The sequence below is a fragment of the Enterobacter sp. R-25 genome (genome assembly GCF_049913205.1).
GTDB classification, from domain to species: Bacteria; Pseudomonadota; Gammaproteobacteria; order Enterobacterales; family Enterobacteriaceae; genus Enterobacter; species Enterobacter ludwigii.
This window is the reverse complement of sequence record NZ_CP183982.1, coordinates 744,085-768,870: the sequence shown is the minus strand read 5'-3', so window position 1 is coordinate 768,870 and position 24,786 is coordinate 744,085. Positions and strand designations below refer to the sequence as shown.

Sequence of the window (24,786 nt, the reverse complement as noted above, 5' to 3'; positions counted from 1 at the left end):
TCTTACGCCAGACGCGGGTTAACTTTATCTGCATCGATGTTGAATTTGGTGATTGCGTCCGCAACCACTTTCTTATCGATTTCGCCACGTTTAGCCAGTTCGCCCAGTGCTGCTACAACCACGTAAGATGCATCCACTTCGAAGTGGTGACGCAGGTTTTCGCGGCTGTCAGAACGACCGAAGCCGTCAGTACCCAGTACGCGGTAATCATCAGCCGGTACGTAAGTACGAACCTGCTCAGCGAACAGTTTCATATAGTCAGTAGACGCAACCGCAGGCGCGTCGTTCATCACCTGAGCGATGTATGGAACGCGTGGCGTTTCCATTGGGTGCAGCATGTTCCAGCGCTCACAATCCTGGCCATCACGCGCCAGTTCAGTGAAGGACGTTACGCTGTACACGTCAGAGCCAACGCCGTAGTCGTTCGCCAGGATCTGTGCCGCTTCACGTACGTGACGCAGGATAGAACCGGAGCCCAGCAACTGAACTTTACCTTTGCTACCTGCAACGGTTTCGAGTTTGTAGATACCTTTACGGATACCTTCCTCGGCACCTGCTGGCATGGCCGGCATGTGGTAGTTTTCGTTCAGCGTGGTGATGTAGTAGTAAATGTTCTCTTGCGCTTCACCGTACATGCGATGCAGACCGTCATGCATGATGACTGCCACTTCGTACGCGTAAGACGGGTCGTAAGAGATACAGTTAGGGATAGTCAGAGACTGAATATGGCTGTGACCATCTTCGTGCTGCAGACCTTCACCGTTCAGGGTCGTACGACCAGAAGTACCACCGATCAGGAAGCCGCGAGCCTGCTGGTCGCCTGCCTGCCAGCACAGGTCACCGATACGCTGGAACCCGAACATGGAGTAGTAAATGTAGAACGGGATCATCGGCAGGTTGTTGGTGCTGTAAGAGGTCGCAGCAGCCAGCCAGGATGCGCCTGCGCCCAGCTCGTTGATACCTTCCTGCAGGATCTGACCTTTCTCGTCTTCTTTGTAGTAAGCAACCTGCTCACGGTCCTGCGGGGTGTACTGCTGGCCGTTCGGGCTGTAAATACCGATCTGACGGAACAGACCTTCCATACCGAAAGTACGCGCTTCGTCGGCAATGATTGGAACCAGACGATCTTTGATCGACTTGTTCTTCAGCATCACGTTCAGGGCACGAACGAAAGCGATAGTGGTAGAGATCTCTTTGTTCTGCTCTTCAAGCAGCTGAGAGAAATCTTCCAGCGCTGGCAGTTCCAGCTTCTCGGTGAAGTTAGGCTGACGAGCTGGCAGGTAGCCTTTCAGCGCCTGACGACGTTCGTGCAGGTACTTATGCTCTTCAGAACCTTCAGGGAAGGTGATGTAGGACAGGTTTTCTACCTGCTCATCGGTCACTGGAACGTTGAAACGGTCGCGGATATAACGCACGCCGTCCATGTTCATTTTCTTAACCTGGTGAGCGATGTTTTTACCTTCTGCGGTATCACCCATGCCGTAACCTTTGATGGTATGGGCCAGGATTACAGTCGCTTTACCTTTGGTTTCACGCGCTTTTTTCAGTGCAGCGTAAATTTTCTTCGGATCGTGGCCGCCACGGTTCAGAGCCCAGATCTGTTCGTCAGTCCAGTCTGCAACCAGTGCTGCGGTTTCAGGATATTTACCGAAGAAGTGCTCACGAACGTAGGCACCGTCTTTGGATTTGAAGGTCTGGTAGTCACCGTCAACGGTTTCGTTCATCAGCTGGATCAGTTTACCGCTGGTGTCTTTACGCAGCAGTTCGTCCCAACGGGAACCCCACATCACTTTGATCACGTTCCAGCCAGCACCTGCGAAGATGCCTTCCAGTTCGTTGATGATCTTGCCGTTACCGGTTACCGGACCATCCAGACGCTGCAGGTTACAGTTGATGATGAAGCACAGGTTGTCCAGTTTCTCACGGGTCGCAATGGTGATTGCGCCTTTCGATTCTGGCTCATCCATCTCGCCATCGCCCAGGAAGGCGTAGACGGTCTGTTCAGAGGTGTCTTTCAGACCACGGTGTTCCAGATATTTCAGGAATTTAGCCTGATAGATAGCACCGATTGGGCCCAGACCCATGGATACTGTCGGGAACTGCCAGAATTCTGGCATCAGTTTAGGGTGTGGGTAAGAAGACAGACCTTTACCGTGAACTTCCTGACGGAAGTTGTTCATCTGCTCTTCAGTCAGACGACCTTCCAGGAATGCACGTGCATAGATGCCCGGAGAGATGTGGCCCTGGAAGTACACCAGATCGCCGCCGTCTTTCTCGTTAGCTGCACGGAAGAAGTGGTTGAAACACACTTCGTAAACGGTCGCAGAAGACTGGAAGGACGCCATGTGGCCACCCAGCTCCAGGTCTTTCTTGGACGCGCGCAGAACGGTCATGATGGCGTTCCAGCGGATTGCAGAACGGATACGGCGTTCCAGATCCAGATTGCCCGGGTATTCCGGTTCGTCTTCAACGGCAATCGTGTTTACGTAGTTGCTAGCCCCTGCACCTGAAGCAACCTTCACACCGCCTTTGCGGGCTTCAGAAAGCAGCTGATCAATCAGATACTGAGCACGCTCAACACCTTCTTCACGGATGACCGATTCGATCGCCTGTAGCCAGTCGCGAGTTTCGATCGGATCCACGTCATTTTGGAGACGTTCTGACATGGGGGTATTCCTTATCTATCTAATACGTTGATTTGTCTGGAACCTGTCCCATTGTGCTCTTGGGCAAGAACACAATAAGACAGGTTCTGCGTTTAGTTGCCGCGCTCTAAAAAACCCTGGCGCTTAATCCTTTCGTTGCTGTATGCGGCGTAATGAACGTTCGCGACGCGATTGTTCACGGCTGCGGTCCAGCAAGATTTCCTCAATGAAAGCCAGATGTCGGTGCGACGCTTCGCGCGCCTGCTCCGGTTCCCCGGCCATTATCGCCTCGAATACTCGGGTGCGATGGTTGCTTACCAATGGGAGCATGTCCCGACGGGCATACAACAATTCAAAATTCTGACGAACGTTCTGGGCCAGCATCGGCTCCATGCAGCGTAGCAGATGGAGGAGCACAACATTGTGTGCAGCTTCGGTGACGGCGATTTGATACTGGACAACGGCATTGGACTCGGCGTCTAAATCGCCGGATTGCTGTGCCCGTTCAATGGCCTGATGAAGTTCGCGGATACGCACGCGATCTTCATCAGTGCTACGAAGTGCGGCGTAATAGGCCGCGATACCTTCTAGCGCGTGACGGGTCTCAAGCAGATCAAACTGGGATTCTGGGTGGTCAGAGAGAAGTTCTACCAGCGGATCGCTGAAGCTCTGCCACAGGCTGTTTTGCACAAAGGTTCCGCCGCCCTGGCGACGAAGCAGCAAGCCCTTTGCTTCGAGACGTTGAATCGCCTCACGCAGAGAGGGACGTGAAACGTCGAACTGTTTTGCCAGCTCGCGTTCTGGCGGAAGTTTCTCACCCGGGCGCAGTGTCCCTTCGAGGATTAAAAACTCCAGCTGCTGCTCAATCACATCAGATAGTTTTGGTTGGCGAATTTTGCTGTAGGCCATATTCCCTGTCTTACGCCTTTTTGCCCGGAGTCAATTGGTCTTACCAATTTCAAGTTCGTATCGCTAAAGTAACAAAGTATTCACCTTCTGTCCATATTGGTTTTGATTGAAATCAGTAAACCCTGCACATTTTAACAACCTTACAGAAATAACGTTTCAGAAATGTAACTTCGCACAAATGAGTTAGTTACTCCCATAGTGGGAGTTTTAACCTTAATGAAACGAGGGCTTTTGCAATCTGAAGCGATTCAACAACGCAAAATATGAAATTTTGCCCACTTACGGAGCATTTCTATTCTATAGGTTGGGGTAAGAAGGGTTAGCGGGGTGATTTACAAATGCTTTCTTTTTATTCAACTCGTCATCGCCCCGTCATAAAGCAGGTGCATTCGCTGGCGCTTACCACTATTCTGGCGCTTACGGAAGACATCTCCGCTTTTTTCGGTCTCATTGACCGTAAAGAAATAAATACAGAAAACGGATATTCATAATTACACACGCGTCGCGTGAACATAACAACCACACACGAGGTTTCAAATGGAAGCTCAACAGCACGGCGATCAGCTAAAGCGCGGTCTGAAGAACCGCCATATACAGCTAATCGCACTGGGCGGTGCTATTGGCACTGGACTGTTTCTGGGAAGTGCATCCGTTATCCAGTCTGCCGGTCCCGGCATTATTTTGGGTTACGCCATTGCCGGTTTTATCGCTTTTCTGATTATGCGCCAGTTAGGTGAAATGGTCGTTGAAGAGCCGGTTGCGGGCTCTTTCAGCCACTTTGCCTATAAGTACTGGGGCAGTTTCGCCGGTTTCGCGTCAGGCTGGAACTACTGGGTGTTGTACGTTCTGGTTGCCATGGCTGAACTGACCGCCGTCGGGAAATACATTCAGTTCTGGTACCCGGAGATCCCCACCTGGGCTTCTGCTGCGGCCTTCTTCGTCATCATTAACGCCATCAACCTCACCAACGTTAAAGTCTTCGGTGAGATGGAGTTCTGGTTTGCCATCATCAAAGTGGTTGCCGTCGTGGCGATGATCATCTTTGGCGGCTGGCTGCTGTTTAGCGGCAACGGTGGCCCGCAGGCCACGGTACGCAACCTCTGGGAACAGGGCGGCTTCCTGCCTCACGGCATGACGGGCCTCGTGATGATGATGGCAATCATTATGTTCTCCTTCGGTGGTCTGGAGCTGGTCGGCATCACCGCAGCTGAAGCTGACAACCCGGAGCAGAGCATCCCGAAAGCGACCAACCAGGTTATCTACCGTATTCTGATTTTCTATGTGGGCTCACTGGCCGTTCTGCTCTCTCTGCTGCCGTGGACGCGCGTTACTGCCGACACCAGCCCGTTTGTCCTGATTTTCCATGAGCTGGGCGATACCGTCGTGGCGAATGCGCTCAACATCGTGGTGCTGACAGCGGCGCTGTCGGTCTATAACAGCTGCGTATACTGCAACAGCCGTATGCTGTTCGGCCTGGCCCAGCAGGGTAACGCGCCGAAGATGCTGCTCAACGTCGATAAGCGTGGCGTTCCGGTGAACACCATCATCGTTTCGGCGATCGTAACGGCGCTGTGTGTCCTGATTAACTATCTGGCCCCGGAATCGGCGTTTGGCCTGCTGATGGCGCTGGTGGTCTCTGCCCTGGTTATCAACTGGGCGATGATCAGCCTGGCACACATCAAGTTCCGCCGTGCCAAGCATCAGCAGGGCGTGAAGACTCGCTTCCCTGCCCTGCTCTATCCGCTGGGCAACTGGATCTGCCTGCTGTTTATGGCGGGAGTGCTGGTCATCATGCTGCTGACCCCAGGTATGGCAATCTCGGTGTACCTGATCCCAGTCTGGGTTGCCGTTCTTGGCATCGGCTATCTGTTTAGCCAGAAAAGCCGCAACGCCCTGAAAGCTCACTAAGTCTCCCCCGCGGTATCTGCGTTTTGCAGGTACCGCGTGTTGTTACCTCCCTCACAGTTTCACGCCAACAGCGCATTTATCCATATCACCGCCCTGATACTGCAACGCATATATTCGTTTGCCAGCAAATAATTCTCTCCATACCGTAACCCGGAGAGCAGTCTATGGATAACGCTAAACTGTCAGTAAAAGAAAAGATCGGCTATGGGATGGGCGATGCAGGTTGCAACATCATCTTTGGCGCCATCATGTTGTTTGTTAATTATTTTTATACCGATATTTTTGGCCTGGCACCTGCACTGGTCGGCGTACTGCTGCTGTCTGTCCGCGTAATTGATGCCGTAACGGATCCGATTATGGGGGCCATCGCCGACCGTACCCGCAGTAAATATGGCCGGTTTCGTCCATGGCTGCTGTGGATTGCCTTTCCCTATGCGCTGTTCAGCATCCTGATGTTCACCACGCCAGAGTGGAGCTACAATAGCAAAGTTATCTATGCCTTCGTCACCTATTTCCTGCTCTCTTTAACCTATACGGCAATCAACATTCCTTACTGCTCGTTAGGCGGCGTGATTACCAACGATCCGCAGGAACGTGTTGCCTGCCAGTCCTATCGCTTTGTGCTGGTAGGTATCGCCACGCTGCTGCTGTCGCTGACGCTGTTACCGATGGCCGACTGGTTTGGTGGTGACAACAAAGCCAAAGGCTACCAGATGGCAATGACCGTGCTGGCGCTGATTGGTACCGGTATGTTCCTGTTCTGCTTCTATACCGTTCGCGAGCGTGTACGCCCGGCGGTACAGACTCATGACGAGCTGAAAAACGACCTGAAAGACGTGTGGAAGAACGACCAGTGGGTGCGCATTCTGCTGCTGACCCTGTGCAACGTGTGCCCGGGCTTTATCCGCATGGCGGCCACGATGTACTATGTGACCTGGGTTATGGGCCAGAGCACCCATTTCGCCACGCTGTTTATCAGCCTGGGCGTGGTTGGCATGATGCTCGGCAGTATGCTGGCGAAAGTCCTCACCGACCGCTGGTGTAAGCTGAAAGTGTTCTTCTGGACCAACATCGTGCTGGCGATTTTCTCCTGCGCCTTCTATTTCTTCGATCCGAAAGCCACGGTCACCATTGTGGTGCTCTACTTCCTGCTGAACATCCTGCACCAGATCCCGTCTCCGCTGCACTGGTCGCTGATGGCCGACGTCGATGACTACGGTGAGTGGAAAACCGGTAAGCGCATCACCGGAATCAGCTTCTCCGGTAACATCTTCTTCCTCAAACTGGGGCTGGCGATTGCCGGTGCGATGGTTGGTTTCCTGCTCTCCTGGTACGGTTATGACGCGGGGGCGAAAGCGCAAAGTCCGGATGCCATCAACGGCATTGTATTGCTGTTTACCGTGATTCCGGGCGTCGGGTATCTCATTACCGCAGGCGTGGTACGTCTGCTGAAGGTTGACCGCGAAACGATGAAGCAGATCCAGGAAGACCTCGAGAAGCGCCGCAACAATTATCGCGAGCTGAATAATTATCAGGAACTCAAAGCCGCTGAGACGAAATAAGGAAAGCCGAATGCACACCTGGCCAAACCCGTTTATTGAACAACGTGCCGACCCCTATATTCTGCACCACGAGGGGCTGTACTACTTTATCGCCTCCGTGCCGCAGTACGACAGGCTCGAGATCCGCCGCGCCGACTCGCTGGAAGGACTACGCGATGCCGAAGAGGTCGTGGTCTGGCGTAAACCGGAGACCGGGCCGATGAGCCAGCTGATCTGGGCACCGGAACTGCACCACATTGACGGTAAGTGGTATATCTATTTTGCCGCCACCCATACCCAGGCGCTGGACAGCCTCGGTATGTTCCAGCACCGCATGTTTGCGCTGGAGTGTGCGGACCACGATCCCCTCACCGGGACGTGGATCGAGAAAGGCCAGATTACCACCCCGTTCGATACCTTCGCACTGGACGCCACCACGTTCGTTCATCAGGGAAAACGCTGGTATTTGTGGGCACAAAAAGCCCCGGATATCGCCGGAAACTCCAACCTCTATCTGTGCGAAATGGCGAATCCGTGGACGCTCAAAGGCGAGCCGGTGATGCTCAGTAAACCGGAGTATGACTGGGAATGCCGCGGATTTTGGGTCAACGAAGGTCCGGCAGTGCTGTTTCATGAAGATAAGCTGTTTATCAGCTACTCCGCCAGCGCTACAGATGAGAACTATTGCATGGGGTTACTGTGGATAGACATGAACGCCGATCCGCAAAATCCGGCGAACTGGCATAAAGCGTCGCGTCCGGTTTTCCGAACCAGCGTCGAGAATCGTCAGTTTGGGCCCGGGCATAACAGCTTTACGCAAACGCCGGAGGGAGAGGACGTGCTGGTCTACCACGCGCGAAACTACACCGAGATTGAAGGCGACCCGCTCTATGACCCGAATCGTCACACGCGTCTGAAACACGTGCGCTGGGACGAAAACGGGATGCCTGACTTTGGCATCCCGCCTGCTGATACGCTCTGACCGGTACGGTGCGCTGGCTTAGACCAGCGTGCCGTAAATGGTCAGCAACGCCACGACCACGACCACCACAAACGACGTTTTCTTCGCCATGGAGACAGCCGCTTTCGGCGTTTCAATCTTGTCGGTATGCGGCTCACGCGCCAGCGAGAACTGCGCCAGACGTGTTAACACCTGATACTGAGACGTGTGGCGGTCGGCAAGCGAAGTAAACCATGCCGGCAGCGCTTTTTCACCGTGGCCAATTAACGCATAAACGACGCCCACCAGACGTACCGGGAGCCAGTCCAGCACATGCAGAATGGCATCGATTCCCGACAATAAACGTTCATGCGGGGTAAGGTAACGGGCAAGCCAGGTCTGCCAGGCGCGCAGAAACGCATAGCCCATCAGCAGTACCGGCCCCCACGGACCGCCCACCACAAACCAGAACAGCGGTGCCAGGTAGTAACGGAAGTTGATCCACAGCAGCGCATTTTGCAGTTCGCGCAAAAATTCACGCTCATCGCAATCCGGCGGCACGCCGTGGATCATCGTCAGCTCGCTCGCCATGGCGCCCCGCGCATGGGCATCGTCACGAGATGCGGCTTTCAGATAGGCGTGGTAGTGCATACGCACCTTGCCCGCGCCAATACAGAGCACGCCGAGCAGGATCCACACCACCAGCAGCGGCACGTTGAAAAAGAGGCCGTAAAGCGAACGCAGCAGTAAAAACGTTATAACCATCACGCCAGCGGTCATCAGCAGCGTGCGCAGCATGGAAAAATGTTTAATCCGGCGGAAAAGCACCTCCAGCCGGTGATCCAGATGCCAGTGCTCACCGAGTTTGAACAGGCGTTCAGCGATGATAACCAGCAGCATGGTAAACAACGTCATGTTATCTCCTTATTCTGACGACGCGGTAAGCAAGGCGCGAAACCGGGGCCAGTCAAAAGCCGGGCCGGGATCGGTTTTTCTCGCCGGGGCAATATCGCTGTGTCCCGTAATATTCCCGGCTATCGCGGGATAGAGCCCGATCAGCGTTTGGGTTACAGCCACCAACTGTTGATACTGTGAATCGGTGTAGGGGGTGGTGTCAGTGCCTTCCAGCTCAATCCCGATGGAAAAATCATTGCAGCGGTCGCGTCCCTGGTACATCGACACGCCGGCATGCCAGGCACGCTTATCAAAAGGGACGTACTGAACCACTTCGCCGTCGCGACGGATCAGACAGTGAGCCGACACGCGCAGATGCGCAATCTCAGCAAAGAAAGGATGGGCATCAGGATCCAGGTTCCCCATGAATAATGCGTCGATCCACGGGCCGCCAAACTCACCCGGCGGGAGACTGATATTATGAACAACCAGCAGTGTGGGCTTTTCATCCTCCGGGCGGCAGTCGTGGTGCGGCGAGGGCACATGCCGCGCATCCACCAGCCATCCGTTTTCTAACAACATGCTGGAACTCCTTATGTATGGTGCTGTTACTCGGTTCAGAGTAGCATGTTTCAATATTATGATTCGTTACCAATTTGGAGTTTTATCATGCCGCCTCGCCGTTACAACCCCGACAACCGACGTGAAGCGCTTCTGGAACGTATTAATATGGATATTCCGGCAAGCGTTGCCCATGCCCTGAAAGAAGATCTGGGCGGTGACGTCAGCGCCGACAGGGATATTACCGCACAATTATTGCCAAAAGAGACTCGCTCACATGCGGTCATTATTACGCGCGAAGAGGGTATTTTTTGCGGTAAGCGTTGGGTTGAAGAGGTCTTTACCCAACTGGCAGGCGATGAGGTGCAGATCACCTGGCATGTCGACGACGGTGATGCGATTACGGCAAATCAGCCGCTGTTCGAACTTGATGGACCTTCCCGTGTACTGCTGACCGGCGAACGAACCGCGCTGAACTTCGTGCAGACGTTGTCCGGTGTGGCAAGCGAAGTACGTCGCTACGTTGACCTGCTGGCGGGTACCCGCACGCAGTTGCTGGATACCCGCAAAACGCTACCGGGTCTGCGCACTGCGTTGAAATACGCGGTGCTCTGTGGCGGCGGTGCAAACCATCGTCTGGGGTTGTCTGACGCGTTCCTGATTAAAGAGAACCATATCATTGCCTCGGGATCCGTGCGTCAGGCGGTCGAAAAAGCCTTCTGGCTGCATCCGGATGTGCCCGTCGAAGTGGAAGTCGAAAACCTGGAGGAACTGGAGCAGGCTATCAAGGCCGGCGCCGATATCATCATGCTTGATAACTTCGAAACCGGGCAGATGCGCGAGGCAGTAAAACTGACCAACGGCAAAGCCCAGCTTGAAGTATCCGGCAACGTGACGTTCGATACGATCCGTGAATTCGCCGAGACCGGCGTTGATTTCATCTCCGTTGGGGCGCTGACCAAGCACGTTCGCGCCCTCGACCTCTCGATGCGCTTCAAATAATGTCCCTCCCCTCTCGTTGCGGAGAGGGGAAATTCACTCCCGCTCGCAAAAGCATTGCCCTACCCTGCAACACGCCACGAATTCCCTGAAAGCCCCTTCACGTTCCTTTTTTTGCCCCTCGTCTCTGCGCTGTCTCACTGCCAGAGTAGCCCTACTTAACGTAAGGAGCAGACATGGACAGACAACAAGGATTCACACTCATTGAGCTGATGGTGGTGATCGGAATTATTGCCATTCTGAGCGCCATCGGCGTTCCCGCGTACCAGAACTACCTGCGAAAAGCAGCGTTGACCGATATGCTGCAAACCTTCATTCCCTACCGCACCGCCATTGAGCTTTGCGCCCTGGATCACGGCGGCGTGGAGAGCTGTGACGGAGGCAGTAATGGCATCCCGTCCCCCACCACTACCCGCTACGTTTCAGGCATGAACGTGGCGAAAGGCGTCGTGACCTTAACCGGCCAGGAGAGCCTTAACGGGCTGGAGGTAGTCATGACGCCACAATGGAATGATGGCAACGGCATGACGGGGTGGACGCGTGACTGCAACATCGGTACCGACAGCGCGCTCAAGCAGGCCTGTGAAGACGTTTTCCGCTTCGACACCCACTGAGGAGCGGATGATGAATACCGATCAGCTTGTCGCACTTTGTCTGCGTCACCATGCCCTTCTGCTGAGCAGCGATAGCGACATGATTAGCATTGCCGTCGTGGGAAACCCCGGCCCTGAACTGATGGAAGCCCTGCATTTCGCTACCCAGAAACGGATTGATATCGAGTGCTGGAGCGCCGAGCGCATGGAAAAGCACCGGCAGTTAACCACACAAACGCATCTGCCCGTCGTTACGCCGACACACTCAGCGGTGGATATTCTTAACCACACGCTGCAGCAGGCGATAAACCAACGCGCTTCTGATATTCATATTGAACCGATGGAGCAGACTTGCCAGATTCGCCTGCGCATCGACGGCGTGCTTTGCCCGCAGCCCCCACTTTCAGCCGCGCTGGCCACCATGCTCAGCGCCCGGTTAAAAGTGCTGGGTAACCTCGATATTGCGGAGCGCCGCTTACCGCAGGACGGTCAGTTTACGATTGAGCTGGCAAACGAGCCGGTCTCATTTCGCATCGCCACGCTTCCCTGCAGCGGCGGTGAAAAAATTGTACTGCGCCTGCTGCATCAGGTTCAGCAATCTCTTGAGCCAGAAACGTTGGGGATGAATGCTAAACAGCTGGCCGGCTTTAGCGAAGTGCTCCACCAGCCGCAGGGGCTGATTCTGGTTACCGGCCCCACCGGCAGCGGTAAAACCGTGACGCTGTACAGCGCGCTGCAGGCTCGAAACACGCCGGATGTGAACATCTGCAGCGTGGAAGACCCGATAGAGATCCCGCTTGCAGGATTAAACCAGACGCAGATAAACCCGCGTGCGGGCCTCACCTTCCAGACGGTGCTGAGAGCGCTGCTACGTCAGGATCCTGACATCATTATGGTCGGCGAAATTCGTGATGGCGAAACGGCAGAGATTGCCATTAATGCCGCACAAACCGGGCATCTGGTGTTGTCGACGCTACACACCAACTCGACGGCGGAAACCCTGATCCGCCTGCAGCAGATGGGGGTGGCGCGATGGATGATCTCTTCCGCCCTCTCGCTGGTCATCGCCCAGCGGCTGGTGCGCCGTTTATGCCCCCATTGCCGCCAGGAAACCGACAAGCGGGCAGAACTGCCTCGCTCCGTTTGGCCCCGGCCGCTACCGCGCTGGCAACCCACCGGCTGTGAGCGCTGTTATCACGGTTTTTATGGTCGAGTCGCCATTTTTGAAGTGCTCGTCATTGACCAGACACTCCGGCAGGCCATTGCCAGCGGAGCGGGGTCAGAGGTGATTGAGGCCAGCGCCCGTCAGGCAGGAATGACATCCCTTTTCGAACATGGCTGTATGGCTGTTGAACAGGGACTGACCACGCTCGAAGAGTTGCTGCGTATCCTGGGAATGCCCGATGGCTGCTAATCACCTCTGGCGCTGGCGTGCGCTATCCGTTGAAGGAGAGCCCCGAAGCGGGGCTCTGTGGGCCACTGACCGCAATGCGGCTTTCGACAGGCTGATGCGCAAAGCGCTACATCCTCTGACAATCACCCGCTGCACGCAGAGGTATCGCTGGCGACCACATCACCGCTACGAGGTATTTCACCAGCTCGCCACGCTTTTGCAGGCAGGCCTGACACTGTCTGACAGCCTGCAGATGCTGGCGGACCAGCATCCGATAACCCCCTGGCAGGCACTCTTGCAAAGCCTTGCCGATGAGCTGAGTGAAGGATGCCCTTTTTCTGAGGCGCTGAAGCGTTGGCCCGCGGTATTTAGCCCACTGTATGTGTCGATGGTGAAGACCGGCGAGCTAACCGGAAAACTGGAAACGTGCTGCCGTGAACTTGCCCAGCAACAAAAATCACAGCAGCAACTCAGTGCGAAAGTGAAAAAGGCACTGCGTTACCCGATGGTAATCCTGGCTCTGGCAGTACTCGTGGTGCTGGCCATGGTCACTCTGGTCTTGCCCGAATTCGCCGCCATCTACAAAACGTTTAATACCCCGCTCCCGATGCTGACACAAATAGTCATGGGAATGGCAACGTTTATACAGTCCTATGCCCTCGCGCTGTTCGCGGGGCTACTCCTTCCCATGATCATCGCCTGGGGTTTGCGGCAGGATCCGCGCTGGCAACACGTACTGCTGCATATCCCCGTCATGGGCGCGCTGGCTAAAGGACAAAAGCTGGGGCAAATTTTTACCGTGCTGTCGCTCACGCAGCAGGCGGGCATCGCTTTTTTAAAGGGTCTGGAGAGTGCAGAAGAGACGGTTGAGAGCAGGTACTGGCAGGGGATACTCCGCGCCATCCGGGAAGACATTGAAAAGGGTTATCCCCTTTGGGCATCCTTTCAAAAGGCGGCGGTTTTTACTCCGCTGTGTATTCAGCTATTACGAACCGGTGAAACGTCAGGTGCGCTCGATATCATGCTGGTAAACCTGGCGCGTCACCACACGGAGCAAACCTTTCAGTCAGCAGATAACCTGGCTGCCGTGCTGGAGCCTGTGCTGCTGATCGTGACGGGTGTGATTATCGGCACGCTGGTGGTGGCAATGTATCTGCCTATCTTCCATCTCGGGGATGCGATGAGTGCGGGATAACGCTGGCACACGGATGCGCGCCAGCTTACGCGATTACAGGCTATTGAAAACGCGGTTTTCCTGTTCCTGAACGCGGATAAAGGTCGTGCGTTTCGTCAACTCTTTCAGGCGGGATGCCCCCACATAGGTGCAGGCCGAACGCAGGCCACCAAGAATGTCACGTGCGGTATTCTCAACCGGGCCGCGCAGCGGCAGCTTCACGGTTTTGCCTTCTGCCGCACGGTATTTTGCAACGCCACCCACGTGACGGGTCATCGCCGATTCAGAGCTCATACCGTAGAACAGCATAAATTTCTCGCCGTTCTCTTCCACCACGGTACCGCCACTCTCTTCATGACCTGCCAGCATACCGCCAAGCATCACGAAGTCTGCGCCGCCGCCGAAAGCTTTCGCGACATCGCCCGGGGTAGTACAACCGCCGTCACTGATGATCTGGCCGCCCAGGCCGTGCGCAGCATCGGCACATTCAATAACCGCAGAAAGCTGCGGATAACCGACACCGGTTTTCACACGCGTGGTGCACACGGAACCCGGGCCAATGCCCACTTTGACGATATCTGCGCCAGAGAGGATCAGCTCCTCACACATCTCGCCGGTCACTACGTTACCCGCAATGATGGTTTTGTTCGGCCAGGCTTCACGCGCCTTGCTCACGAACTGCACGAAGTGTTCGGAATAACCATTCGCTACATCAATACAGACGAAGTTCAGCGCGGGGTTACTCTTGAGGATTTGTTTGGTCTTTTCGAAATCGGTATCTGAGGTTCCGGTAGAGACCATCACATGCTTCACGACCTCAGCAGAAGCGGATGCCACAAAGGCGTTCCACTCTTCAGGGCTGTAGTGTTTGTGAACTGCCGTGAGGATGTCGAACTGTGCCAGCGCGGTTGCCATCTCGAAGGTTCCCACGGTATCCATATTGGCAGCGATGATCGGCACGCCAGACCAGGTCTGACCGGAATGTTTAAAGGTGAATTGACGTTCGAGTTCAACGTCTGAGCGACTTTTCAGTGTAGAGCGTTTAGGGCGGATAAGAACGTCTTTGAAACCTAACTTCAGATCTTCTTCGATACGCATGTGCGGATTCCTGGGGTTAGAGGCAAATATGTTAAAAGCACAACTCCAGTGACGTTATCATACGCACTAATACCTGCTCCGCAAGACTGCGAAATTCTCTTTTTTTACGCTACAATCCTATAAATTTACCTGGTAAAAAGCCGGTAAAGAGAGCTAAACATTGGCTGGCACACGTTTGAATTTCAACCAACTGATTTTAATAATGAATAATTCCCAGGATTTGATTTAATGGGGTATACCGTCGCATTAACCGGCGGCATCGGTAGTGGCAAAAGTACCGTTGCGGACGCTTTCGCTCGCCTGGGTATCGCGATTATCGATGCCGATATCATTGCCCGTCAGGTGGTAGAACCGAATACACCCGCGTTAAAGGCCATTGAAGAACATTTTGGCCCGGCCATCATCAATGCGGACGGCACGCTAAATCGCCGGCAGCTTCGCGAATGCATTTTTTCCGATTCTGCGGAAAAGGTCTGGCTTAATGCCCTGCTCCACCCCATTATCCACCAGGAAACCCAGCGTCAGATTGCCGCCGCCCGCTCACCGTATGTGCTGTGGGTAGTTCCGTTGCTGGTAGAAAATCAGCTGCAGAAGAAAGCCGATCGGGTTCTGGTCATTGATGTCCTTCCCGAAACGCAAATCCAGCGAACCATGACGCGCGATCGCGTCTCGCGCGTACATGCCGAACAAATTCTTGCCGCTCAGGCCACGCGCGATCAGCGCCTGGCCGTTGCGGATGATGTTATTGATAATAACGGCGCACCAGATGCCATTGCATCGGATGTTGCCCGTCTGCACGCGCAGTATTTGACCTTCGCCGCGCAGGCCGTTGCACAGGAAAAACCATAATGTCGACTCACATCCTTTTTGAGCATCCGCTTAACGAAAAAATGCGTACCTGGCTGCGTATCGAATTTCTTATTCAACAACTCTCGCAACATCTGCCTGTCAACGATCACGCCACTGCGTTGCACTTCTTCCGCAATGTGGGCGACCTGCTGGATGTGATTGAGCGTGGAGATGTTCGCACCGAATTACTGAAAGAACTTGAGCGTCAGCAGCGTAAACTGCAGGCATGGGCGGAAGTCCCGGGTGTTGATCAAAGCCGTATCGATTCCCTGCGTCAGCAGTTAAAAAGCAGTAGCAGCACGTTAATGGCTGCCCCTCGCGTTGGCCAATTTTTGCGTGAAGATCGCTTGATTGCCCTGGTACGCCAGCGCCTGAGTATTCCCGGTGGATGCTGCAGCTTTGACCTGCCGACGCTTCATATGTGGCTGCACATGCCGCAAACGCAGCGTGATGCGCAGGTGAATATCTGGCTGGAAAGCCTGGAGCCGATGCACCGGACGTTATCGCTGATCCTCGATCTTATCCGTAACTCTGCGCCGTTCCGCAAGCAGACCAGCCTGAACGGTTTTTACCAGGATAACGGGGACGATGCCGATCTGCTGCGACTGAATCTTTCGCTCGACGTGCAGCTTTACCCGCAAATCTCCGGGCATAAGAGCCGTTTTGCGATTCGCTTTATGCCGCTGGACAGTGAAAATGGCACCGTGCCGGAACGCCTCGATTTTGAACTGGCCTGTTGTTAAGGAGTGCCAATGTCTGACGTAACCATCGTAAACTGCCCAACCTGTGGCAAAAGTGTTGTCTGGGGCGAAGTGAGCCCATACCGCCCATTCTGCTGTAAACGCTGTCAGTTAATTGACCTGGGCGAATGGGCGGCGGAAGAGAAACGCATTCCGAGTGAAGGCACTCTTTCGGACAGCGATGACTGGAGTGAAGAACAGCAGTAAATTAAACGCCCTGCACTAACCGGGTAATCACAGGTTCATTTGCCGGCGGGAATTTGTCGGCATCGCTTGCCTGCAGTTCAACCCAGTTACCCGGTTGCCCCTCTTTGCCCCAGGGATCCCCCTCCCAGTTTTCCACCAGCCAGAACCAAAGCGTAATGTGACGGTCGGGAAACTGGTATTCGAGCTTGTCAAACAGCGTTGCGCCAAGCGGGGTGATCCCCACTTCTTCCTGAAGCTCACGGATCAGCGCCTGTTCCGGCGTTTCGCCTGACTCGATTTTCCCGCCCGGAAACTCCCATTTGTTCGCCATATGGGCGTCGGCGGCGCGCTGGGTGATAAAGAACTGGTTTTGCGGGTTGCGAATAATCCCGACGGCAATTTGCAGTATTTTCATATTGTCACTTCCATAAAAAAGGCGCAGATTTCTGCGCCTTTTTGTTTTGTTATGAATTTAGCTCAGACGACCGTGGCACGCCTTGTATTTTTTACCGGAACCACACGGGCACGGATCGTTGCGGCCAACTTTACGATCGCCAGTCTGGGCCGCGATCGCTGCCGCAGCTTCGCTCTCGTCAGTCTGGTGGCTCAGCTGTTGCATCTGTGCCAGACGCTCAGCTTCTTCACGGCGCTGTTGCTCCATTGCTTCCACTTCTTCTGGCATGCGTACCTGAACTTTGCTCAGGGTGCTGATCACTTCATACTTCAGTGACTCCAGCATGGACGCAAACATGGCGAAGGATTCACGCTTGTACTCCTGCTTCGGATCTTTCTGCGCGTAACCACGCAGGTGGATACCCTGACGCAGGTAGTCCATCGCCGCCAGGTGCTCTTTCCACAGGGAGTCCAGCGTTTGCAGCATCACGCCTTTTTCGAAGTGACGCATCATCTCAGCGCCAACGACTTCTTCCTTACGCTTGTATACGTCCAGCGCGGTTTCGAAAATACGTTCACGCAGGGTCTCTTCGTGCAGCTCAGGCTCTTTGTCCAGCCACTCTTTGATTGGCAGTTCGAGGTCGAAGTCGTTTTTCAGGCGTTCCTGCAGACCTTCGATATCCCACATTTCTTCCAGAGACTGCGGTGGAATATGCGCGTCGATAGTCGCTTTGAATACGTCTTCGCGAATGCTGTTGATGGTGTCGCTCACGTCGGACACGTCCAGCAGTTCGTTACGCTGGGTATAGATGGCACGACGCTGGTCGTTGGCCACATCATCATATTCCAGCAGCTGCTTACGAATATCGAAGTTGCGGCTTTCCACTTTACGCTGGGCGTTAGCAATCGCTTTGGTGACCCACGGGTGTTCAATGGCTTCGCCAGGTTTCATACCCAGTTTACGCATCATGCCAGAAACACGGTCGGAGGCGAAAATACGCATCAGCGCATCTTCCATAGACAGGTAGAAGCGGGAAGAACCGGCATCGCCCTGACGACCCGCACGGCCGCGCAGCTGGTTATCGATACGACGAGATTCGTGACGTTCGGTACCAATGATATGCAAACCACCGGATGCCAGCACCGCGTCATGGCGTACCTGCCAGTCCGCTTTAATCTGAGCAATCTGCTCCGGCGTTGGGTTTTCCAGCTCGGCAATCTCTGCCTGCCAGCTACCACCCAGCATAATGTCGGTACCACGACCCGCCATGTTGGTGGCGATTGTTACCGCTGCCGGGTAACCCGCCTGCGCAACGATATCCGCCTCTTTGGCGTGGAATTTGGCGTTCAGAACGTTGTGTTTGATGCCCGCTTTGGTCAACTCATTGGAAACCACTTCGGATTTCTCGATGGAGATTGTCCCCACCAGCACCGGCTGGCCATTAGCGGTACGATCGCGAATATCTTCAATGATCGCCTGAATTTTTTCCGCTTCGGTCATGTACACCAGGTCCGGCATATCCTTACGGATCATTGGACGGTTGGTTGGAACGACCACGGTATCCAGTTTGTAGATGGAGCTGAATTCAAATGCTTCGGTATCTGCAGTACCGGTCATCCCCGCCAGCTTCTCGTACAAACGGAAGTAGTTCTGGAAGGTAATAGAGGCCAGCGTCTGGTTTTCATTTTGAATATCAACGCCTTCTTTGGCCTCAACGGCCTGGTGCAGACCGTCAGACCAGCGACGTCCCTGCATGGTACGGCCGGTGTGCTCATCAACGATGATAACTTCACCGTCTTTCACGATGTAGTCGACATCGCGGGTGAACAGCGCGTGGGCACGCAGCGCGGCAGTGACGTGGTGCATCAGCATAATGTTCGTCGGAGAGTACAGAGACTCGCCCTCTTCCATGATGCCTTCAGCCACCAGCAGCTCTTCAATTTTCACCAGACCGCGTTCGGTCAGGTTCACCTGGCGCGCTTTTTCATCGACAGAGAAGTGACCTTCACCCTGGAAGGTGTCGGAATCTTCTTTCTCCTGACGCAGCAGGTGCGGAATGATTTTATCGACTTTACGGTACATCTCGGAGCTGTCTTCGGCCGGGCCGGAGATGATCAGCGGGGTACGCGCTTCATCGATCAGGATGGAGTCCACCTCATCCACCAGCGCATAGTGCAATTTACGCTGCACGCGCTCTTCAGGGCTAAACGCCATGTTGTCACGCAGGTAGTCGAAGCCGTATTCGTTGTTGGTACCGTAGGTGATATCCGCGTTATAGGCTTCACGTTTGGCGGGTGCCGGCAGACCGGACATGTTGATGCCAACGGTCATGCCCAGGAATTCGAACAGGGGACGGTTGTTTTCGGCATCACGCTGTGCCAGATAGTCGTTGACGGTAACGACGTGAACGCCTTTACCGGTCAGTGCGTTCAGGTAGGCGGGCAGCGTTGCGGTCAGGGTTTTACCTTCACCGGTACGCATTTCCGCGATGCAGCGCTCGTTAAGCACCATACCACCCAGCAGCTGAACGTCGAAGTGACGCATGCCAAACACACGTTTACTGGCCTCACGCACAACGGCGAAGGCTTCAGGAATCAGGCTTTCCAGCGTTTCGCCTTTTTCAAGACGCGCGCGGAATTCTACGGTTTTCGCTTTCAGCTCGTCATCAGAGAGCTTCTCCATCGCCGGCTCCATGCCATTGATGACGGTAACAGCTTTGCGCATACGGCGCAGGGTACGATCGTTACGACTACCAAAAACTTTTGTTAACAATTTGATTAGCATAATAAATTCTCAAACGCCCCAGGTTGGGCAGATAAATTAAGGTATTGAAAAAAGGTTAATTTAGCTGAGGCGTTGAGGCCCGGCGCGGATGCCGTGGGCCTGGCTAATCCATGTCGAAACGGAGAAGGTCGCAGGAGGAACGTGCGCGATTTGCGTGGTCTGACGCACCATGACGGGTGGTTGACTGTCCTGCGTAAGCAGCGCGTTAAGCGTGTCCAGCAGAGCAAGATGCTGCGCCTGTACCGGCAGCGTCTCTTCAGCAACAGGCAGTGCCTGCGGAGCCATCGCAAATGACAGATGGCGAATAACGGTACGGATCGCATGCTGGTGCCAGTAATCCACCGAGAAATTCGGGCGGCGATTGGCTTCAAGCCACGCCAGGTTAGTAAAATTAACCCGCGTGTTGAGATCGTGTTTGGTTGTGGAGGTCTTCGTCGGCGTCGCCGCTTCCGCACTGTTGCTGAGCGCAGGCAAGCCGAAACTCGCCGCGACCATCCCTAATAAGAGATGCGGCCAGAAGTAACGTCTGCCAAATTGTCGCCAGCGCGTCAGTATTCCGCTCACTTGCTCCACCACATTAAGCCAGCCTTCAACAGGCTGAATTCAATTATTCTTTTAAGCGCCCAGATATTACCACTAAAGCCAATACACAGCAGCAGGAATGACGTATTGCTGCGGGGAAAAACGGTCAAGAATGCAGCTAACGCACAGATTTTCTGCACCGGGCAAACGAGAAGTGACGCTGGGGCAAATAAATGAAGAGGGGTAAAAATAAAAACGACTGGTCTCCCTGGTCGGAGAGAGTACCAGGTTAACCAGTCGATTTTTTACGAAACGGCTTTAACCGTTACGCCAGTACCGTGTTTGGTGCTTTGAAGGCCAGCGGCAGCTCAGCTTCGTCTTCAAAGGTCACATATTCCCAGGCTTCCTGTTTTGCCAGGACTGCCTGCAACAGTTTGTTGTTCAGTGCATGACCGGATTTAAACGCGGTAAATGCACCAATGATGTTGTGACCACACATAAACAGGTCGCCGATAGCATCCAGCATTTTGTGACGAACGAATTCATCTTCAAAACGCAAACCGTCTTCGTTCAGTACGCGATAATCGTCAACAACGATGGCACAATCGAAGCTGCCGCCCAGGCACAGACCGCGGGACTGCAGATATTCGATATCACGCATGAAGCCAAACGTACGGGCACGGCTGATCTGGCGCATAAACGCATCAGCAGAGAAGTTCATCGCATAGCGTTGGGTGCTGGCATCAATCGCCGGATGGTTAAAATCGATGGTAAAGTCCAACGAGAAACCATTGTACGGTTTGAATTCAGCCCATTTGTCGCCATCTTCGACGCGAACGGTCTCTTTGATACGAACAAATTTTTTCGCGCAGTTCAGTTCTTCGATGCCGGCATCCAGCAACAGATAGACGAACGGAGCAGCACTACCATCCATGATCGGGATTTCTGGCGCATCGACTTCAACCATAATGTTGTCGATACCCAGACCCGCCAGGGCGGCGTTCAGGTGCTCTACGGTAGAAATCCGCACGTCATGCTCGTTCACCAGACAAGTACAGAGCATAGTATCACGCACAGATTTGGCATCGGCCGGAAAGTCTACCGGTGGATTCAAGTCGGTGCGACGATAGATGACCCCGGTATTGGCCGGCGCAGGGCGTAACGTCAGTGTGACTTTCTTGCCGGTATGTAAACCGACACCAGTCGCCTGAACGATACGTTTAAGTGTCCTTTGTTTGATCATCGTATAATCTCGCCAAATTAACTATCCAACCGAAAGTGTATATCACTGACGGTGGGCCAGTTTAGCACAAAGAGCGAAAATCCCCAAATTCCAGCCAATTCTTAGTCAGCTTGCTTGCGCAGGAACGCCGGGATATCCAGATAATCTGGCTCTTTCGCCGTTTGCGGAGTGGGGTCGTTAACCACTTTCGCGGCCGGTTTCTGCTCCTGAGTCAGAGGAGACATACCGTGCTGCTGGTAACGATCCATAACCGGCTGCTGAGTCTGTTTGTTGGTCACCAGGGTGATCTCAGGACGCTTGTCCATACCGATACCGGTAGCAACAACAGTAACACGCAGCTCGTCGTTCATTTCCGGGTCAAGGGAAGTACCGATTACCACGGTAGCGTTGTCAGAGGCGAACGCACGGATAGTGTTACCCACGGTTTCAAACTCATCCAGACGCAGGTCGAAGCCAGCGGTAATGTTGACCAGCACGCCGCGCGCACCAGACAGGTCGATATCTTCCAGCAGTGGAGAAGAGATAGCCATTTCAGCCGCTTCTTCTGCACGGTCTTCACCGCTTGCCACGCCAGAGCCCATCATCGCGTAGCCCATTTCGGACATCACGGTACGAACGTCTGCAAAGTCAACGTTCATCAGACCAGGACGGGTAATCAGTTCAGCGATACCCTGCACCGCGCCTTTCAGCACGTCGTTGGCTGCGCCAAAAGCGTCCAGCAGAGAGATACCGCGACCCAGAACTTTCAACAGTTTGTCGTTCGGGATGGTAATCAACGAGTCCACGTGCTTGGACAGTTCAGTGATACCCTGCTCCGCGAAAGCCATACGCTTCTTGCCTTCAAAGTTGAAAGGCTTGGTCACGACAGCAACGGTCAGGATACCTAAATCTTTCGCTACTTCAGCCACAACAGGTGCTGCGCCGGTACCCGTACCGCCACCCATACCCGCTGCGATAAAGACCATGTCCGCACCTTCCAGTGCAGCGCGCAGGGCCTCACGATCTTCTTCAGCCGCATTACGACCGACTTCCGGGTTAGCCCCAGCGCCCAGCCCTTTGGTGATGCCACCGCCGATCTGGATAGTCTGGCCTACAGCCGTCTTACGCAGTGCCTGTGCATCGGTGTTAACTGCAAAGAACTCAACACCTTCAATGCGTTCACGCACCATATGCTCTACGGCGTTACCGCCGCCGCCACCGACGCCGATGACTTTAATCACCGCGTCGTTGGTCAGTTCCATAGGTTCAAACATAATTTCTCTCTCCGTTGTGCCTGTCGCCCGAGACCGCTAATTCTCTCCGGTCTCTTAAAAAAATTAAAACTCTTTTCGCAACCAGTTGTTCAGTCGTTTGACCCACGACCCAACTGAGACGCGTTTTTCCACTTCTGCTTCACCACTGAGATGAGATTCTTTCCCGTAGTGGAGCAGGCCCACGGCCGTTGAATAGTACGGCTCCTGAGCATAATCCGTTAAACCGGTGATATTCAGCGGAGCACCAATACGCACTTGCGTATGGAACACGCGCTGAGCGCAGGCCGCAAGACCTTCAATTTGCGCTGCCCCGCCGGTTAATACAATCCCCGCTGCAAGATGATGTTTCACGCCCTGCTGGCGAAGCTGTTCCTGTAACTGCAAAATCTCTTCGTTGACCAGGTTAAGCAGCTCGGTATAACGCGGCTCAATGACCTCCGCCAACGTCTGGCGCTGCAGGCTGCGCGGTGGACGTCCGCCCACGCTCGGCACTTCAACGCTCTCATCTTTGCCAACGATAGACCCCAGCGCACAGCCGTGGCGTACTTTAATCGCTTCTGCATCACTCGGTGGCGTACCAAAAGCGTAAGCAATATCGCTGGTCACAACGTTCCCGGCATAGGGGATCACTTTGGTGTGGCGCAGCGCACCGCCGGTATACACGGCCATGTCCATTGTACCACCACCAATATCGACCACACAGACACCCAGTTCACGTTCATCTTCGGTCAGCACGGAATAGCTCGCTGCAAGACCGGCGAAAATGAGTTGGTCAACTTTCAGGCCACAACGTTCAACGGCTTTTACAATGTTCTTCGCCATATCGTTGTGACATGTGATCAAGTGCACTTTTGCCTGCATACGTACGCCGGAAAGACCGACCGGGTTTTTGATCCCTTCCTGGTAGTCAATCGCATACTCCTGCGGGATCACGTGCAGCACGCGATGCTCATCGCGAACGCGCACGGATTTCGCCGTATGCACAACGTTTTCAACGTCTTCCTGCGTCACTTCTTCTTCGGAAATCGGCACCATGCCGATTTCGTTCTGGCAGCTAATGTGCTTACCCGAAAGCGCCAGATAAACAGAGGAAATCTGGCAATCTGCCATCAATTCAGCCTGATCGATGGCGCGCTGTACGCACTTCACCACCGACTCAAGATCGTTAACCCCACCTTTATCCATACCACGGGACGGGCAACTGCCCACGCCAATGATATTGACCATACCGTCGGGCAGAACTTCCCCTACTAAAGCGGCAACCTTCGCGGTGCCAATCTCCAGTCCAACTACCAGTTTTCTGTCCGTCGCCTTGATCATTGTTGTTCTGCCTGTACCTGTGCCTGATTCTGTTGCTGATTAGGTTCCTCGACCGGAGCCGGTTCCCAACCGACTGCTGCGCCTGAGTCATAGCGCAAATCAACGTAGCTTATCCGTTTGCCGTCAGTCTGTGCCTGCTGCTGTAAAACCGGGTAAAGTTCTACAAATCGCGCCAGACGTTTCATTGTGTCCCCGCGACCCAGGTTGAGCTTAATGCCATTCGTTAACGTCAGTTGCCAGGAGCGGCGCGCCGTCATTGCAGCATCTTTTAGCGTAAACCTGTCCTTCGCCAGCACCTGCCCCATTTCACGAAAACCTTGTAACACTTCGTTTTCGCTACCTTCCGGGCCATACAACATCGGTAAATTTTGCTTGTTGACACGATCGGCCGGAACGCTGAAGGAATTTCCGTCTACGTCAACCATGTGCTGATCATTCCAACGCGCAATGGGCACATATTCAACCAGATGAATCTTCAATTCATCAGGCCATTGCTTTCTGACACTCGCCTGTTTTATCCATGGCAGACGTTCAATCTGACTCTGGATAATATTGACGTCCTGCGTCATAAAGGTGCCAGGCGATCCCAGCGCCAGAATTGTCTGGCGAATGTCATCGTTACGGGTGTAATGACGCTCACCGGTGACCACCAGCTTCGAAAGCGGCAACCGTTGCGCATCTTCCATCCAGCCCAAAACCATCCAGCCGCTGATAAACACGGTGCACAGCACCCCGAGCAGGAAAATAATACCTGCAAGACGCGTTCCATTACTCCGGCGTGAAGAAGAGTATTCTTCTTCGTCATCGCGGTTGCGCGTGTTCAATGCAGCCTGAGACATA

General features: G+C 54.1%; 22 protein-coding genes. 10 read left to right on the top strand and 12 right to left on the bottom strand.

All coding sequences use genetic code 11. The features are described 5' to 3' along the window. Window positions 1–2 precede the first annotated feature (2 nt). Both aceE and pdhR read right to left on the bottom strand, forming a co-directional pair. Window positions 3–2,666, bottom strand: a complete 2,664-nt coding sequence (aceE, locus tag ACN9MQ_RS03635; RefSeq protein ID WP_086463029.1) for a pyruvate dehydrogenase (acetyl-transferring), homodimeric type — start codon at window positions 2,664–2,666, stop codon at window positions 3–5. Between the two features lie 123 nt (window positions 2,667–2,789). After that, on the bottom strand, window positions 2,790–3,554 hold the full coding sequence (pdhR, locus tag ACN9MQ_RS03630) for a pyruvate dehydrogenase complex transcriptional repressor PdhR (protein ID WP_013095596.1): 765 nt from the start codon (window positions 3,552–3,554) through the stop codon (window positions 2,790–2,792). Between the two features lie 537 nt (window positions 3,555–4,091). Here pdhR and aroP point away from each other — a divergent pair. From aroP to ACN9MQ_RS03615, 3 genes are all read left to right on the top strand, one after another. Then, on the top strand, window positions 4,092–5,462 hold the full coding sequence (aroP, locus tag ACN9MQ_RS03625) for an aromatic amino acid transporter AroP (protein ID WP_014168651.1): 1,371 nt from the start codon (window positions 4,092–4,094) through the stop codon (window positions 5,460–5,462). A gap of 164 nt (window positions 5,463–5,626) precedes the next feature. Further along, entirely contained in the window at window positions 5,627–7,024 is a 1,398-nt protein-coding gene (locus ACN9MQ_RS03620) for a glycoside-pentoside-hexuronide (GPH):cation symporter (RefSeq protein ID WP_014168649.1), read from the top strand. A gap of 10 nt (window positions 7,025–7,034) precedes the next feature. Next, window positions 7,035–7,985: a glycoside hydrolase family 43 protein gene (locus ACN9MQ_RS03615; RefSeq protein ID WP_014168648.1), complete on the top strand. Its 951-nt coding sequence runs from the start codon at window positions 7,035–7,037 to the stop codon at window positions 7,983–7,985. Window positions 7,986–8,003: 18 nt separating this feature from the next. Here the strand turns inward: ACN9MQ_RS03615 and ampE are convergent, their stop codons facing one another. Then, window positions 8,004–8,858, bottom strand: a complete 855-nt coding sequence (ampE, locus tag ACN9MQ_RS03610; protein WP_426021226.1) for a beta-lactamase regulator AmpE — start codon at window positions 8,856–8,858, stop codon at window positions 8,004–8,006. Window positions 8,859–8,867: 9 nt separating this feature from the next. Then, window positions 8,868–9,419 carry a 1,6-anhydro-N-acetylmuramyl-L-alanine amidase AmpD gene (ampD, locus tag ACN9MQ_RS03605; RefSeq protein WP_426021227.1) on the bottom strand — a complete coding sequence of 184 codons (552 nt, stop codon included), beginning with the start codon at window positions 9,417–9,419 and terminating at the stop codon, window positions 8,868–8,870. 87 nt (window positions 9,420–9,506) lie between these two features. Here ampD and nadC point away from each other — a divergent pair, with 87 nt between their 5' ends. The 4 genes from nadC to hofC all read left to right on the top strand — a co-directional run bounded on the left by nadC (window position 9,507) and on the right by hofC (window position 13,578). Further along, window positions 9,507–10,400 (top strand): carboxylating nicotinate-nucleotide diphosphorylase, encoded by an 894-nt coding sequence (gene nadC / locus ACN9MQ_RS03600; RefSeq protein ID WP_032679628.1) that lies wholly within the window; start codon window positions 9,507–9,509, stop codon window positions 10,398–10,400. A gap of 173 nt (window positions 10,401–10,573) precedes the next feature. After that, the gene (ppdD, locus tag ACN9MQ_RS03595) at window positions 10,574–11,011 is read left to right on the top strand and encodes a prepilin peptidase-dependent pilin (RefSeq protein WP_047743422.1); all 438 of its coding nucleotides are present in this window, start codon (window positions 10,574–10,576) and stop codon (window positions 11,009–11,011) included. A gap of 10 nt (window positions 11,012–11,021) precedes the next feature. Then, on the top strand, window positions 11,022–12,404 hold the full coding sequence (gspE, locus tag ACN9MQ_RS03590) for a type II secretion system protein GspE (protein WP_426021261.1): 1,383 nt from the start codon (window positions 11,022–11,024) through the stop codon (window positions 12,402–12,404). Then, window positions 12,394–13,578 carry a protein transport protein HofC gene (hofC, locus tag ACN9MQ_RS03585; RefSeq protein WP_228176057.1) on the top strand — a complete coding sequence of 395 codons (1,185 nt, stop codon included), beginning with the start codon at window positions 12,394–12,396 and terminating at the stop codon, window positions 13,576–13,578. Before gspE ends, hofC begins: the two co-directional genes overlap by 11 nt. Window positions 13,579–13,611: 33 nt before the next feature. Here the strand turns inward: hofC and ACN9MQ_RS03580 are convergent, their stop codons facing one another. After that, on the bottom strand, window positions 13,612–14,655 hold the full coding sequence (locus ACN9MQ_RS03580; protein ID WP_032679625.1) for a GMP reductase: 1,044 nt from the start codon (window positions 14,653–14,655) through the stop codon (window positions 13,612–13,614). 228 nt (window positions 14,656–14,883) lie between these two features. Between ACN9MQ_RS03580 and coaE the strand changes: the two genes are divergently transcribed. From coaE to yacG, 3 genes are read left to right on the top strand one after another with little or no spacing between them, the layout of a single operon-like run. Further along, on the top strand, window positions 14,884–15,504 hold the full coding sequence (coaE, locus tag ACN9MQ_RS03575; RefSeq protein WP_059305749.1) for a dephospho-CoA kinase: 621 nt from the start codon (window positions 14,884–14,886) through the stop codon (window positions 15,502–15,504). Further along, window positions 15,504–16,247, top strand: a complete 744-nt coding sequence (gene zapD, locus ACN9MQ_RS03570; RefSeq protein WP_014168639.1) for a cell division protein ZapD — start codon at window positions 15,504–15,506, stop codon at window positions 16,245–16,247. The genes coaE and zapD overlap by 1 nt, the downstream gene beginning before the upstream one ends. Window positions 16,248–16,256: 9 nt before the next feature. Further along, window positions 16,257–16,451, top strand: coding sequence for a DNA gyrase inhibitor YacG (gene yacG / locus ACN9MQ_RS03565; protein ID WP_020882580.1), 195 nt, complete (start codon window positions 16,257–16,259; stop codon window positions 16,449–16,451). A gap of 1 nt (window position 16,452) precedes the next feature. Here yacG and mutT read toward each other — a convergent pair whose 3' ends face one another. From mutT to ftsQ, 7 genes are all read right to left on the bottom strand, one after another. After that, window positions 16,453–16,845, bottom strand: a complete 393-nt coding sequence (mutT, locus tag ACN9MQ_RS03560; RefSeq protein ID WP_014168637.1) for an 8-oxo-dGTP diphosphatase MutT — start codon at window positions 16,843–16,845, stop codon at window positions 16,453–16,455. Window positions 16,846–16,902: 57 nt separating this feature from the next. Beyond that, entirely contained in the window at window positions 16,903–19,608 is a 2,706-nt protein-coding gene (gene secA / locus ACN9MQ_RS03555) for a preprotein translocase subunit SecA (RefSeq protein WP_014168636.1), read from the bottom strand. Window positions 19,609–19,668: 60 nt separating this feature from the next. Next, window positions 19,669–20,172 (bottom strand): secA translation cis-regulator SecM, encoded by a 504-nt coding sequence (gene secM, locus ACN9MQ_RS03550; protein WP_072126512.1) that lies wholly within the window; start codon window positions 20,170–20,172, stop codon window positions 19,669–19,671. Window positions 20,173–20,455: 283 nt separating this feature from the next. After that, complete coding sequence (gene lpxC / locus ACN9MQ_RS03545) at window positions 20,456–21,373, bottom strand: UDP-3-O-acyl-N-acetylglucosamine deacetylase (RefSeq protein WP_014168633.1); 918 nt, start codon at window positions 21,371–21,373, stop codon at window positions 20,456–20,458. A 101-nt stretch (window positions 21,374–21,474) separates the two neighbouring features. Next, on the bottom strand, window positions 21,475–22,626 hold the full coding sequence (ftsZ, locus tag ACN9MQ_RS03540) for a cell division protein FtsZ (RefSeq protein ID WP_008501978.1): 1,152 nt from the start codon (window positions 22,624–22,626) through the stop codon (window positions 21,475–21,477). 63 nt (window positions 22,627–22,689) lie between these two features. Next, window positions 22,690–23,946 carry a cell division protein FtsA gene (ftsA, locus tag ACN9MQ_RS03535; protein ID WP_006173845.1) on the bottom strand — a complete coding sequence of 419 codons (1,257 nt, stop codon included), beginning with the start codon at window positions 23,944–23,946 and terminating at the stop codon, window positions 22,690–22,692. Continuing rightward, window positions 23,943–24,785 (bottom strand): cell division protein FtsQ, encoded by an 843-nt coding sequence (gene ftsQ / locus ACN9MQ_RS03530; protein ID WP_014168632.1) that lies wholly within the window; start codon window positions 24,783–24,785, stop codon window positions 23,943–23,945. The genes ftsA and ftsQ overlap by 4 nt, the downstream gene beginning before the upstream one ends. Window position 24,786: the final 1 nt, after the last annotated feature.

What these genes read in the sequence shown, in the direction of transcription:
- aceE (WP_086463029.1), bottom strand. Translation starts at nt 2,666, where the DNA reads ATGTCAGAACGTCTCCAAAATGACGTGGATCCGATCGAAACTCGCGAC.
- pdhR (WP_013095596.1), bottom strand. Translation starts at nt 3,554, where the DNA reads ATGGCCTACAGCAAAATTCGCCAACCAAAACTATCTGATGTGATTGAG.
- aroP (WP_014168651.1), top strand. Translation starts at nt 4,092, where the DNA reads ATGGAAGCTCAACAGCACGGCGATCAGCTAAAGCGCGGTCTGAAGAAC.
- ACN9MQ_RS03620 (WP_014168649.1), top strand. Translation starts at nt 5,627, where the DNA reads ATGGATAACGCTAAACTGTCAGTAAAAGAAAAGATCGGCTATGGGATG.
- ACN9MQ_RS03615 (WP_014168648.1), top strand. Translation starts at nt 7,035, where the DNA reads ATGCACACCTGGCCAAACCCGTTTATTGAACAACGTGCCGACCCCTAT.
- ampE (WP_426021226.1), bottom strand. Translation starts at nt 8,858, where the DNA reads ATGACGTTGTTTACCATGCTGCTGGTTATCATCGCTGAACGCCTGTTC.
- ampD (WP_426021227.1), bottom strand. Translation starts at nt 9,419, where the DNA reads ATGTTGTTAGAAAACGGATGGCTGGTGGATGCGCGGCATGTGCCCTCG.
- nadC (WP_032679628.1), top strand. Translation starts at nt 9,507, where the DNA reads ATGCCGCCTCGCCGTTACAACCCCGACAACCGACGTGAAGCGCTTCTG.
- ppdD (WP_047743422.1), top strand. Translation starts at nt 10,574, where the DNA reads ATGGACAGACAACAAGGATTCACACTCATTGAGCTGATGGTGGTGATC.
- gspE (WP_426021261.1), top strand. Translation starts at nt 11,022, where the DNA reads ATGAATACCGATCAGCTTGTCGCACTTTGTCTGCGTCACCATGCCCTT.
- hofC (WP_228176057.1), top strand. Translation starts at nt 12,394, where the DNA reads ATGGCTGCTAATCACCTCTGGCGCTGGCGTGCGCTATCCGTTGAAGGA.
- ACN9MQ_RS03580 (WP_032679625.1), bottom strand. Translation starts at nt 14,655, where the DNA reads ATGCGTATCGAAGAAGATCTGAAGTTAGGTTTCAAAGACGTTCTTATC.
- coaE (WP_059305749.1), top strand. Translation starts at nt 14,884, where the DNA reads ATGGGGTATACCGTCGCATTAACCGGCGGCATCGGTAGTGGCAAAAGT.
- zapD (WP_014168639.1), top strand. Translation starts at nt 15,504, where the DNA reads ATGTCGACTCACATCCTTTTTGAGCATCCGCTTAACGAAAAAATGCGT.
- yacG (WP_020882580.1), top strand. Translation starts at nt 16,257, where the DNA reads ATGTCTGACGTAACCATCGTAAACTGCCCAACCTGTGGCAAAAGTGTT.
- mutT (WP_014168637.1), bottom strand. Translation starts at nt 16,845, where the DNA reads ATGAAAATACTGCAAATTGCCGTCGGGATTATTCGCAACCCGCAAAAC.
- secA (WP_014168636.1), bottom strand. Translation starts at nt 19,608, where the DNA reads ATGCTAATCAAATTGTTAACAAAAGTTTTTGGTAGTCGTAACGATCGT.
- lpxC (WP_014168633.1), bottom strand. Translation starts at nt 21,373, where the DNA reads ATGATCAAACAAAGGACACTTAAACGTATCGTTCAGGCGACTGGTGTC.
- ftsZ (WP_008501978.1), bottom strand. Translation starts at nt 22,626, where the DNA reads ATGTTTGAACCTATGGAACTGACCAACGACGCGGTGATTAAAGTCATC.
- ftsA (WP_006173845.1), bottom strand. Translation starts at nt 23,946, where the DNA reads ATGATCAAGGCGACGGACAGAAAACTGGTAGTTGGACTGGAGATTGGC.
- ftsQ (WP_014168632.1), bottom strand. Translation starts at nt 24,785, where the DNA reads ATGTCTCAGGCTGCATTGAACACGCGCAACCGCGATGACGAAGAAGAA.